This is a genomic window from Uniformispora flossi (assembly GCF_049534875.1).
GTDB lineage: Bacteria > Actinomycetota > Actinomycetes > Streptomycetales > Streptomycetaceae > Yinghuangia > Yinghuangia aomiensis.
Genome location: NZ_JBMULZ010000009.1, coordinates 246,774 through 258,393, shown reverse-complemented (window position 1 = coordinate 258,393; position 11,620 = coordinate 246,774). Strand labels below are relative to the sequence as shown.

At 73.2% G+C, this 11,620-nt stretch carries 8 protein-coding genes, 1 pseudogene and 1 riboswitch; of the genes and pseudogenes, 2 read left to right on the top strand and 7 right to left on the bottom strand.

The features are described 5' to 3' along the window. Positions 1-47: 47 nt before the first annotated feature. Positions 48-272, top strand: a complete 225-nt coding sequence (locus ACPA54_RS21570; RefSeq protein ID WP_345675078.1) for a hypothetical protein — start codon at positions 48-50, stop codon at positions 270-272. A gap of 155 nt (positions 273-427) precedes the next feature. Here ACPA54_RS21570 and cobM read toward each other — a convergent pair whose 3' ends face one another. From cobM to ACPA54_RS21545, 5 genes and pseudogenes are all read right to left on the bottom strand, one after another. Then, positions 428-1,189 carry a precorrin-4 C(11)-methyltransferase gene (cobM, locus tag ACPA54_RS21565; RefSeq protein WP_423532178.1) on the bottom strand — a complete coding sequence of 254 codons (762 nt, stop codon included), beginning with the start codon at positions 1,187-1,189 and terminating at the stop codon, positions 428-430. Beyond that, positions 1,186-1,815: pseudogene (gene cbiT / locus ACPA54_RS21560) on the bottom strand (precorrin-6Y C5,15-methyltransferase (decarboxylating) subunit CbiT); the annotation flags it as partial. The pseudogene cbiT and the gene cobM, both read right to left, overlap by 4 nt. 22 nt (positions 1,816-1,837) lie before the next feature. Beyond that, positions 1,838-5,467, bottom strand: a complete 3,630-nt coding sequence (cobN, locus tag ACPA54_RS21555; RefSeq protein ID WP_423532294.1) for a cobaltochelatase subunit CobN — start codon at positions 5,465-5,467, stop codon at positions 1,838-1,840. A 127-nt stretch (positions 5,468-5,594) separates the two neighbouring features. Continuing rightward, a riboswitch (cobalamin riboswitch) is annotated at positions 5,595-5,734 on the bottom strand. Between the two features lie 79 nt (positions 5,735-5,813). After that, positions 5,814-6,470: a response regulator gene (locus tag ACPA54_RS21550; protein WP_423532174.1), complete on the bottom strand. Its 657-nt coding sequence runs from the start codon at positions 6,468-6,470 to the stop codon at positions 5,814-5,816. Continuing rightward, entirely contained in the window at positions 6,467-7,705 is a 1,239-nt protein-coding gene (locus ACPA54_RS21545) for a sensor histidine kinase (RefSeq protein WP_423532172.1), read from the bottom strand. Before ACPA54_RS21545 ends, ACPA54_RS21550 begins: the two co-directional genes overlap by 4 nt. Before the next feature lie 322 nt (positions 7,706-8,027). On the opposite strand from ACPA54_RS21545, the gene ACPA54_RS21540 reads away from it, so the two are divergent. After that, a complete protein-coding gene (locus ACPA54_RS21540) occupies positions 8,028-8,765 on the top strand; it encodes a hypothetical protein (protein WP_423532170.1) in 738 nt (245 codons plus the stop codon). Between the two features lie 73 nt (positions 8,766-8,838). Here ACPA54_RS21540 and pruA read toward each other — a convergent pair whose 3' ends face one another. Together pruA and ACPA54_RS21530 are read right to left on the bottom strand one after the other, a co-directional pair. Beyond that, positions 8,839-10,476 (bottom strand): L-glutamate gamma-semialdehyde dehydrogenase, encoded by a 1,638-nt coding sequence (pruA, locus tag ACPA54_RS21535; protein WP_423532168.1) that lies wholly within the window; start codon positions 10,474-10,476, stop codon positions 8,839-8,841. Between the two features lie 59 nt (positions 10,477-10,535). Then, positions 10,536-11,465 carry a proline dehydrogenase family protein gene (locus tag ACPA54_RS21530; RefSeq protein ID WP_423532166.1) on the bottom strand — a complete coding sequence of 310 codons (930 nt, stop codon included), beginning with the start codon at positions 11,463-11,465 and terminating at the stop codon, positions 10,536-10,538. Positions 11,466-11,620: the final 155 nt, after the last annotated feature.

Here is an 11,620-nt window from a genome sequence, read left to right as displayed (position 1 = left end):
AGTCTGGAGAGCGACAGGCCTCAGTCCCCTGTCGCTAAGGAGCCCTCATGAAGATCCGTCGTTTCTGCGCCGTGGCCACCCTGGCCGCCGCGGCTCTGGCCGTTGCCGCGCCTGTGGCGTCCGCCGGTGTCGATGTCCACAACGTGGAGAAGTCGCACGTCAAGGTCGGCCACCACGTGTCGGTGTTCCAGCTGAAGGTGCAGGACGTCAAGGTCGGCCACGGCCACGTGTCGGTCTTCCAGAAGACCGTCGACGCGGTCAAGGTCGGCTGACGCCGAAGACCGGAAGCCACACGCGCAACGCGACGGAGGCCGGGCCCCGGGAGACTCCCGGGTCCGGCCTCTCGCAATTGCGGGGGACAGCCATGTCCCGACGGACGCGCGGCGGGGATGGTCACGTCCCCGCCGGACGCGCGGAGGCCCGGAAGCTACGTCCCCGCCGCCGACCGCACCCGCTCCGGTGAATACAGGTGGCTCTCGCAGAACCCCGGTGCCGAGTCCTCCAGGACCCGGCCGATCATGATCACCGCGACGGCCTTCACCCCGTTGTCCCGCACCAGGGCCTCAAGGTCCGCCAGGCGCCCCCGCACCACCAGCTCGTCGGGTCGCGACGCGCGCGCCACGACGGCGACCGGGCAGTCGGTGCCGTACAGCGGGGTCAGCTCGGCGACGATCCGGGCCGTTTCGCGCACCGCCAAGTGCAGGACCAGCAGCGCACCCGAGTGGCCGAGGGTCGCCAGGTCCTCGCCCGGCGGCATCGCGGTCGAGTTGTTCGAGACACGGGTCAGGACGACCGTCTGGCCGACGCCGGGCAGCGTCAGTTCGCGGCCGAGGGCCGCCGACGCGGCGGCGAAGGCCGGGACGCCGGGGGTGATGTCATATGGGATCCCCAACGCCGCCAAGCGGCGGATCTGTTCGCCGACCGCGCTGTAGAACGACGTGTCGCCCGAGTGCAGCCGTACGACGTCGAGCCCGGCGTCATGCGCCGCCCGGAACTCCGCGACGATCTCGTCGAGGGTGAGGTCCGCGGTGTCGACGAGGCGCGCGTCCGCCGGTGCGGCGTCGAGGAGTTCGTGCGGCACGATGGCGCCCGCATACAGGCACACCCGGGCCGACTCGATCAGCCGCAGGCCCCGCACCGTGATCAGATCGGCCGCACCCGGGCCCGCACCCACGAAATGGACGGTCATGAACGGGGCTCCTCTGCCACGCGCGCGGCCTGGTCAGCCGACCGGCCCGGTGCCGGGTCGACGGCAGTCGGGCGGGTCACGATCCACTGGGTCACCGGCATCGACGCCCGCCACCCGGTGAACCTCCCCACCGGGGTCGACCGGCTGATCTGAATACGCGTCAACTCGCCGCCGAGCAAAGCCCGCTGACGCACGATCTCGGCCTCCGTCTCGACCGTGACCGCGTTCGCGACGAGCCGCCCGCCGGGTCGCAGCGCCGTCCAGCAGCGCGCCACCACCTCGGGCACCGTCAGGCCGCCGCCGATGAACACCGCGTCCGGGGCCGGCCCGTCGGACAGTTCCGCGAACACGTCCGGGGCCGCGCCCTGCACGACGACCAAGCCGGGGGCGCCGAGCGCGACGCGGTTTGCGGCGATGCGGCGGACGCGGGCGGGGTCGCGTTCGAAAGCCACCGCCCGCCCCGTCGGATTGGCCCGCAGCCACTCGATCCCGATACTGCCGCTCCCCGCCCCCACGTCCCAGAGCAGTTCACCGGGGCGCGGGGCGAGCGCGGCCAGGGTCAGCGCACGGATCTCGCGCTTCGTGAGCTGGCCGTCGTGGTCGAACGCCTCGTCGGGAAGACCTGGCGTGAGGACGTCCGTGAGGGGATCAGACCTCATCCTCGCCGCCCTCCAAATCCCCCTCGACCTCCAGGTACGCCTCCCGCAGCCCCTCCAGCGTCGCCGCGTCCGGCTTCGCCCAAAGCCCCCGGTCGGCGGCCTCGATGAGTCGCTCGGCGATCCCGCGCAGCGCCCACGGATTGGACGTGCGCATGAACGCGCGGTTGGCCGGGTCGAGCACGTACTCGGCGGCGAGCTTCTCGTACATCCAGTCCTGCACGACCCCGGTCGTCGCGTCGTACCCGAACAGGTAGTCGACGGTCGCCGCGAGTTCGAACGCGCCCTTGTAGCCGTGCTTGCGCATGGCCTCGATCCACCGCGGGTTGACCACCCGCGCCCGGAAGACCCGGGCGGTCTCCTGTTCGAGGGTCCGGGTGCGCACCGCGTCGGGCATCGTCGAGTCGCCGATGTACGCGGCCGGCGCCGTTCCGGTCAGCGCGCGCACGGCGGCGACCATGCCGCCGTGGTACTGGAAGTAGTCGTCCGAGTCGGCGATGTCGTGTTCGCGCGTGTCGGTGTTCTTCGCGGCGACGGCGATGCGCTTGTAGGCGCGCTCCATGTCCTCGCGGGCGAACACCCCGTCGAGTCCGCGGCCGTAGGCGTAGCCGCCCCACGTCGCGTACACCTCGGCCAGGTCCGCGTCGTCGCGCCACGTCCGGGCGTCGATGAGCGGCAGCAGCCCGGCCCCGTAAGCCCCCGGACGCGAACCGAACACCCGTGCCGTGGCCCGTCGTTCGTCGCCGTGCTCGGCGATGTTCGCCCGCACGTGCGCCCGGACGAAGTTGTCGTCGTCCGACTCCTCCAGCCCGGCGGCCAGGCGCACCGCGTCGTCGAGCAGCAGCACGACGTGCGGGAACGCATCCCGGAAGAAGCCGGAGATCCGCACGGTGACGTCCACCCGCGGCCGATCCAGCTCGGCCAACGGGATCGGCTCCAGGCCGGTCACCCGCCGCGACGCGTCGTCCCACACCGGGCGGATGCCCAGCAGGGCGAGCACTTCGCCGACGTCGTCGCCGCTCGTGCGCATCGCGCTCGTGCCCCACACCGACAGGCCGACCGAGCGCGGCCATTCGCCGTGGTCGGCGCGGTACTTGGTGAGGAGCGACTCGGCGAGCGCCTGTCCGGTCTCCCAGGCCAGGCGGCTCGGGACGGCCTTCGGGTCGACGGTGTAGAAGTTGCGGCCGGTCGGCAGCACGTTGACCAGGCCGCGCAGCGGCGAACCCGACGGGCCGGCGGGCACGTAGCCGCCGTCCAACGCGTGCAGCACGGCGGCGATTTCGTCGCCCGTGCGGTCCAGCCGCGGGACGACCTCGGTGGCGGCGAAGGCCAACACCTCGGCGACCGGGGGAGCTTCGGCACCGAGTACCGAGGACACGACCGCGGGCGCCGCGGCCGGGTCCCAGCCGCGCTCCTCCATCGCCGCGACCAGCGCATGCGCGGCCGCTTCCGCGTCGTCGGTCTCCCGGCGCGTCGCGGTGCCGCCCTCCACCAGGCCGAGGGCCTCGCGCAGACCGGGCAGCGCGGCCGTACGGCCGCCCCACACCTGCCGGGCGCGCAGCATCGCGGTGACCAGGTTCACCCGTCCCTCGCCGGTCGGGGCGGTGCCGAGGATGTGCAGGCCCTCGCGGATCTGCGCGTCCTTGACCTCGCACAGCCACCCGTCGAGGTGCAGCAGGAAGTCGTCGAACTCGGCCTCGTGCGGCCGGTCGCCGATACCGAGGTCGTGGTCGAGGCGGGCGGCCTGGACGAGGGTCCAGATCTGCGCCTGCACCGCCGGGGCCTTGGCCGGGTCGAGGGCGGAGACGTTGGCGTACTCGTCCAGGAGCTGTTCGAGACGGGTGAGGTCGCCGTAGGTCTCGGCGCGCGCCATCGGCGGCACGAGGTGGTCGACGATCACGGCGTGCGCGCGGCGCTTGGCCTGGGCGCCCTCGCCCGGGTCGTTGACCAGGAACGGGTAGACCAGCGGCAGGTCGCCGAGCACCGCGTCGGGCCCGCACTCGGCGGACAGGCCGAGGTTCTTGCCCGGCAGCCACTCCAGCGTGCCGTGCTTGCCGAGGTGGACGAGCGCGTTCGCGCCGAAGCCGCCGGTCGCGCGGGCGCTGTCCAGCCACCAGTAGGCGGCCAGGTAGTGGTGGCTCGGCGGCAGGTCCGGGTCGTGGTAGATCGCGACGGGGTTCTCGCCGAAGCCGCGCGGCGGCTGGATGATGAGGACGACGTTCCCGGCGCGCAGCGCGGCGAGGACGATTTCGCCGTCCGGGTTGCGGGAGTGGTCGACGTACAGTTCGCCGGGCGGCGGGCCCCAGTGCTCTTCGATGTTGGCGCGCAGGCCGACCGGGAGCTTGGCGTAGCGCTCGCGGTATTCGGAGGCGCCGATGCGCACCGGGTTGCCTTCGAGCTGGGCTTCGGACAGCCACTCGGGGTCTTGTCCGCCGGCCGCGATGAGCGCGTGGATCAGCGCGTCGCCGTCCGCGGGTTCCAGGCCGGGCAGCGCGTCGGAGCCGGCCACGGGACCGACGTCGTAGCCGGCATCGCGCATTGCGCGCAGTAGGGCGACGGCGCTGGCGGGGGTGTCGAGGCCGACGGCGTTGCCGATGCGGGCGTGCTTGGTCGGGTACGCGGACAGCACGACGCCGATGCGCCGTTCCGCGGGCGGCACATGCCGCAGCGCGGCGTGCCGGACGGCGATCCCGGCGACGCGAGCGGCGCGTTCCGGGTCGGCGGCGTAGAAGGTGAGGCCGTCGGCGCCGGTCTCCTTGAAGGAGAACGGCACGGTGATGAGGCGGCCGTCGAACTCCGGCACGGCGACCTGGGTGGCGGCGTCCATCGGCGAGAGGCCCGCGTCGCCGGCTTCCCATTCGGCGCGGCTGGTGGTGAGGCTCAGGGCCTGGAGCACGGTGATGTCGAGGGCGGCCAGCGCGCCGACGTCCCAGGCTTCGTCGTCGCCGCCCGCGGACACCTCGGCGGGGCGTGCGCCGCCCGCCGCGAGCACGGTGACGAGGAGGGCGTCGACCTCGGCGATCGCCTCGAACAGCTCGGGGTCGGCGCCGCGCAGCGAAGCGCACCAGACCGGCACGGCGCGTCCGCCCGCGTTCTCGATGGCGTCGCACAGGGTGCCGACGAAGGCGGTGTTTCCGGCCAGGTGGTGGGCGCGGTAGTAGAGCACGCCGACGGCGGGCGCGTCCGGGTTGCGCGACTCCCGCTCCAGGCGTCCCCAGGTGGGGACTTCGGCAGGCGCTTCGAAGCCGTGGCCGGTGAGGAGCAGCGTGTCGGAGAGGAACCGGTAGAGGTTCGTCAGGTTGTCCGCGCCGCCCTGCGCGAGGTACGCGTGGGCTTGCGCGCTCACCCCGGCGGGCACCGTCGCCAGCTCCATGAGGGCGGCGTCGGCGGCTTGTTCGCCGGAGACCACGACGACCGGGCGGGGCCCGGCGAGGAGTGCGTCGAGGCCTTCCTCCCAGGCGCGGCGGCCGCCGAGGAGGCGGACGACGACGAGGTCGGTGCCGTCCACCAGCGCGGGCAGGTCGGCCGCGGACGTGCGGGCCGGGTTGGCGAGGCGCCATGCGCCGTCGCTCGCCTTGGCGCTGAGGAGGTCGGTGTCGGAGGTGGAGAGGAGGAGGATCACCGGGCCGACCGCGCCTTCGCATCGCCGCGCCGGGTCGCGGATGCGGCCGGTGCGTATACGTGCGTGCAGGTCGGACGGCAGGACGAAGTCGCCACAGCGCGCGCCTCTCCGGGGTCCTCGCCCCATCGGACAATCGGGGCCGGGCGCGCAGTTCCTGACTCCCCGCCGCATGCTGCGGCGGGTCACAGTGGCGGGACCGTCCCGGATTCGCACCGGGTTCCTGACTGCGCCCTCCCCACACCGGCGACGCCGGCGCCCGCTCAGCATCGCCTAGCGGCCGGTCGCCCTGCAAGTTCCCCCAATCGAGGGATTTGCCACGTTCGCGGCGGCGGCGCGCGGTGCCTCCCTATCCGGTCGGCTCGCAGAGCCCCCACTCGTGGGCGAGCACCGCGGCCTGGGCCCGGCTGCGCACCCCGAGCTTCGGCAGGATCCGGCTGACGTGCGTCTTGGTGGTGGCTTCGGCCATGTCCAAGTGCACCGAGATCTCCAGGTTGGAGAGGCCGCGGCCGAGGCAGGCGAGCACCTCGCGCTCCCGCGGGGTGAGCGCGGCAAGCGCCTCGGGCGGTTCGGCCGGGCCGCGCGGACGCGGCGCGGCGAACTCGGCGATGAGGCGGCGGGTGACGGCGGGCGCGATGATGCCTTCGCCGCGGGCGACGGTACGCACGGCCTCGGTCAGCACCGCGGCCTCCGCGTCCTTGAGCAGGAATCCGGCGGCGCCCGCACGCAGCGCCCCGAACACGTATTCGTCCAGGTCGAACGTGGTGAGCACCAGCACATCGGCCAAGTGTTCGGCCACCACCGCGCGGGTCGCGGCGACGCCGTCCAGGCGCGGCATCTGCACGTCCATCACGACGACGTCGGGGCGCAGTTCGCGGGCCAGCGCGACGGCCTCCTCGCCGTCCGCGGCCTCGCCGACCACCTCGATGCCGTCGGCGGCGCGCAGGATCATCACGAGTCCGGCGCGCACGGCGCCCTGGTCCTCGGCGACGACGACCCGGATCACGACGCGGCCTCCCGGGCCTCCCGGGCCGCGCGCGGCGCGCGGGCGGCGTCGCGCTGCTCGGCCTTGCACGGCAGTTCGGCGCGCACCCGCCACAGCCCGTCGTGCGGTCCCGCCTCGAAGCGGCCGCTGAGCAGCGCGGTGCGTTCCCGCATGCCGACCAGGCCCGCACCGGCGCCGGGGGCGCGCGGCCCGTCCGGGGCGGCGACGTAGGTGCTTTCCACGGCGACGACCAGGCAGCCGCGGGTGTGCCGCACGCGCACGGTCACCGGACCGGGCGCGGCGTGCTTCATCGCGTTCGTCAGCGACTCCTGCACGATGCGGTACGCGGCCAGTTCGACCGGCGCGGGCAGCACCGTGCCGACCGGGCGCGTGTCGTCGAGGACGAAGGTGAACCCGTCGGCCGAGCCGCTGCGCTCCGCGCGCCCCATCATCGCGTCGAGCGAGTCCAGCCGCGGCACCGCCGCGGACTCCTCGAATCCGGTCTCGCCTCCGCCGCCGTCGCGCAGCAGCCCGATGAGGCGGCGCATCTCGGCAAGGCCTTGCACGCTGCTCTCCCGGATGATGCCGAGCGCCTGCTTGGTGGCGTCCGGGTCGCCGGCCGCGACGGACATCGCCGCGGTCGAGTGGATCGCGATCGCGGACAGGTGATTGGCGACCACGTCGTGCAACTCGCGGGCCATCCGCGCGCGTTCCTCGGAGACCGCGGCGCGGCGGTCCAACTCGGCGAGCAGCGCGGTCTGTTCGGCCCGCAGGCGCTCGGCGGCTGCTTCGTCGCGGTGGGTGCGGATGATCCACGCGGTCGACGCGGGCGCCAGGGTGATCAGCCCGGCGAAGACGCCGATCAGCAGCGCCTGGGGCTGCTGCATGATGCCGAGCGCGACGATGGTGGCGGAGAGCGAGAGGACGAGCGCCGTCGGGGTCATACGGCGCGCCCACGGCAGCGGGCCGTAAAGGGTGGTGGCGTACACCAGGTCGGTGAACATCACGATCGTGGCGATGTTGCCGCCGGAGACGGTGTCCGCGGCGAGGGCCGCGAAGCCGACCAGGACCGCGGCACGCGGCGCGATCCGCCGGGCGACTTCGGCACTGGCCATGACGGCGAGGGGCACCAGCTGCCAGGCCCGCGGGACGCTGAAGTCGTTGTTCTCCAGGCCCAGCGTCCACAGCACGACGCCGCCGACCAGCCCGGCGACGGCGATGCCGACGTCGCTCCGGTGAGGTCGGGCCGATTGCATGCGCCGCCTTCCGCGTGGTGTCCGATGGGTGCCCGGGGGCCGGGCACAGGCTCCGGGCGGCGGCCCCCGCGCCGCGGCCCTCCGGGCCTCCCGGCCACCCTACGTGACCGGTGCCGCCTCCTCTCCCGGTCGCGGACGCGCCGCCGGGCGTACATCGAACGATGCAGCCGGTAATCGGCGCGGGTGGCGACGAAACGGGGCCCTTACGCCGGAAGGCTGGGGTGTGGCGCCCGACCGTGGCCCTCATCGGACCGGCCGGCGCCGCCGTCCCCACCAGGCCGGCGCCACGCACGCGCCGGCCGACGATCTACGGAGCCGTCCCATGCTGGTCACCCTGGTCATCGCCTGCGAGGTCGGGTTCTGGCTGCTGCTGGCGGCCGGGTTGACGGCCCGCTACGGCCTCAAGTGGCGGCGGACAAGCGGCGTCCTGCTGGTGTCCGTGCCCGTCGTGGACGTCGTCCTGCTGGTCGCCACGATCGTCGACCTGCGGCGCGGCACGACGGCGAACTGGTCGCACGGCCTCGCCGCCGCCTACATCGGTTTCTCGGTCGCCTACGGCCACTATCTGGTCAAGCGCGCCGACGCCTGGGTCGCCTACCGCTTCGCGGGCGCACCCAAGCCGCCCAAGCCGCCGAAGTACGGCACGGCGCGCGCAAAATACGAGTGGCAGATCGCCCTGCGCACGGTCATGGCCGCAGTCGTCGCCATCGGGCTGCTCCAGTGCGCGATCTGGATGGTCGGCGACGCCGCGCGGACCGCGGCCCTGACCTCGACGCAGAGCCGCATGCTGTGGATCGGCGGCATCAACGTGGTCATCGCGCTGACCTACACCCTGTGGCCGAAGGAGGCCCCGAAGTCCGCGGACAGTGCGCAGAAGGAGCGGAAGGACCTGAAGGCGGACCTGGTCAAGGCCTACGTGCTCGACAAGGCCGCCCGCCGCCACGGCACGGGCACCGGCGACTACGGCACGGGCACCGCGGGCAAGAACCCGCGCGACCGCGACCGGGCATCCGGCGACGCGTCCGCGAACGCGTCGGCCCCGGCGTCGAAGAAGCCGTGAGGCGCGTCCGGGTAGGTCGCGAACGCGTGCGGGCACCCGGCCGCGGTCAGCGCGGCGTCGAAGCGAGTCGGTTTCAGTTGCCGCCGCCCATGTGCGGGTACCGGTAGTCGGTCGGCGGAACCAAGGTCTCCTTGATGGTGCGGGTGCTGGTCCACCGCATCAGGTTCTGCGCCGCGCCGGCTTTGTCGTTGGTGCCGGAGGCGCGCCCGCCGCCGAAGGGCTGCTGGCCGACGACGGCGCCGGTGGGCTTGTCGTTGAGGTAGAAGTTTCCGGCCGCGAAGCGCAGCACCTCGGAGGCCTCGGCGAGCGCGGCGCGGTCCTGCGCGATGACGGCACCGGTGAGGGCGTACGGCGACACCGATTCCATCTGGCGCAGCATCGGCGCCCAGTCGGCGTCCTCGTAGACGTGCACGGCGAGGATCGGGCCGAAGTACTCGTCACGGAAGACCTCGTTCTCGGGGTCGTCGGAGACCAGCAGCGTCGGGCGGACGAAGTAGCCGACGCTGTCGTCGTACGTGCCGCCTGCGACGATCTCGACGCGCGGGTCCGCGGCGGCCCGGTCGATGGCCGCCTTGTTCTTGGCGAAGGCGCGGGCGTCGATGACCGCGCCCATGAAGTTGTCCAGGTCGGTCACGTCGCCCATGGACAGGCCGTCGATCTCCGCGATCAGGTCGTCGCGGAAGCCGGACTCCCACAGCGACCGCGGCACGTACGCCCGCGACGCCGCCGAGCACTTCTGCCCCTGGTACTCGTACGCCCCCCGCACCATGGCCGTCTTCAGCACCGCCGGGTCCGCCGACGGGTGCGCGACGATGAAGTCCTTGCCGCCGGTCTCCCCCACGATCCGCGGATACGTCCGATAGCCGCCGATGTTCGCGCCGACGGTGGACCACAGGTGCCGGAACGTCGCCGTCGAGCCGGTGAAGTGGATGCCCGCGAGATCGGGGTCCGCCAGGACGACCTCGGACACCGCGAGGCCGTCGCCCGGCAGCATGTTGACGACGCCGGGCGGCATCCCGGCTTCTTCCAGCAGGCGCATCAGGTGCCAGGCGGCGACCGTCTGCGTCGGCGACGGCTTCCAGATCACCGTGTTCCCCATCAGCGCGGGCGCCGTCGGCAGGTTGCCCGAGATCGCGCTGAAGTTGAACGGCGTGACCGCGTAGACGAAGCCTTCGAGCGGCCGGTGGTCGAGCCGGTTCCAGACGCCGGGCGAGCTGATCGGCTGCTCGGCGAGGATCTGCCGGGCGAAGTGCACGTTGAACCGCCAGAAGTCGACGAGTTCGCACGGGGTGTCGATCTCCGCCTGCTGCACGGTCTTGGACTGGCCGAGCATCGTCGCGGCGGCGAGGCGCTCCCGCCACGGACCCGCCAGCAGATCCGCGGCCTTGAGGATGATCGCGGCGCGGTCGTCGAACGACAGCGCGCGCCACGCCGGGGCGGCGGCCTTGGCGGCGGCGACGGCGGCCCGCGCGTCGTCCTGCGTGGCGTGCGCGAAGGTGCCGAGGACGGCGGTGTGGCGGTGCGGCTGGACGACGTCGACGCGCGGCCCGCCACCCATCGACTGGACCCCGCCGATCGTCTGGGTCAGCTCCACGGGTTCGCCGGCCTGACGCTTCAATTCGGCTTCCAGGCGGACGCGTTCGGGGCTGCCGGGGGCGTACGAGCGGACCGGTTCGTTGACCGGTGCCGGGACCTGGGTGACGGCGTCCATCAGGGCATGCCTTTCGGTGGGAGGTGCGGGCGTCGGGGCTGCGGGCCGGGCGGGGGCGGTCAGCGGCCGGGCACGAAGGAGCGGAGGAAGAACGCGACGTTGGCGGGGCGTTCGGCGAGGCGGCGGGTGAAGTAGCCGTACCAGTCGGTGCCGAAGGGGACGTAGACGCGGACTTTTTCGCCGTCCTCGGCGAGGCGCTGCTGTTCGGCGGTGCGGATGCCGTAGAGCATCTGGAACTCGTAGGTGCCCGGCTGCCGTTCGTGGCGCAGGGCGAGTTCGCGGGTGATGGCGACGAGGCGCGGGTCGTGCGTGGCGACCATGGGATGGCCGTCTCCTGCCATGAGGATCTTGAGGCAGCGCACGTAGGCGAGGTCCACGGCGCGGCGGTCCTGGTGGGCGACGGACGCGGGTTCGCGGTAGGCGCCCTTGACCAAGCGCACCCGGGATCCGGCGGTCGCCAGGCGGCGGCAGTCGTCCTCGGTGCGGAACAGGTACGACTGGAGGACGGCGCCGGTGCCGGGGTGGTCGCGGCGCAGGTCGTCGAGGATGCCCAGGGTGGAGTCGGCCGTCGTGTGGTCTTCCATGTCGAGCGTGACGGTGGTGCCGGCGCGGGCGGCGGCCTCGGCGACGGGCCGCACGTTGGCGAGCGCGAGGGCGTGCCCGTCGGCGCCGAGGGACTGGCCGAACGCGGAGAGCTTCACCGACACCTCGACGCGGCCGCCGAGGCCGAGGGGCGCGACGGCGTCGAGGATCCGCAGATAGGCGTCGCGGTTGCGTTCCGCCTGGGACGCGTCGGTGATGTCCTCGCCGAGGTAGTCGATCGTGACGTCGAGGCCGCCGTCGGTGAGGCCGCGGACGACGGTGAGCGCCTCGGGCAGCTCTTCGCCGGCCACGAAGCGGTCGACGACGGGGCGCGTGACCGGGGCGGTCGCGACGAAGTCGCGCAGCCGGTCGCTGTGCGACGCGGTGAGGAGCAGGCGGCCGAGCACGGCGGGCCTCCGGGGGCGGTCGGCGGTACGGGGCCGCGTTCCGGCCCGTGCCGCGAACGTACGTCGGCCGTGTGGCCTGCGCATATGGACCGCAGTCGCGTTCCCGGCGGCAGATCTTGTACATATGTATGAAAGGGTCGGGTGGCCGGTTTGTC

Coding starts and splice junctions, on each gene's coding strand:
- ACPA54_RS21570 (WP_345675078.1), top strand. CDS start 48: ATGAAGATCCGTCGTTTCTGCGCCGTGGCCACCCTGGCCGCCGCGGCT.
- cobM (WP_423532178.1), bottom strand. CDS start 1,189: ATGACCGTCCATTTCGTGGGTGCGGGCCCGGGTGCGGCCGATCTGATC.
- ACPA54_RS21545 (WP_423532172.1), bottom strand. CDS start 7,705: ATGCAATCGGCCCGACCTCACCGGAGCGACGTCGGCATCGCCGTCGCC.
- ACPA54_RS21540 (WP_423532170.1), top strand. CDS start 8,028: ATGCTGGTCACCCTGGTCATCGCCTGCGAGGTCGGGTTCTGGCTGCTG.
- pruA (WP_423532168.1), bottom strand. CDS start 10,476: ATGGACGCCGTCACCCAGGTCCCGGCACCGGTCAACGAACCGGTCCGC.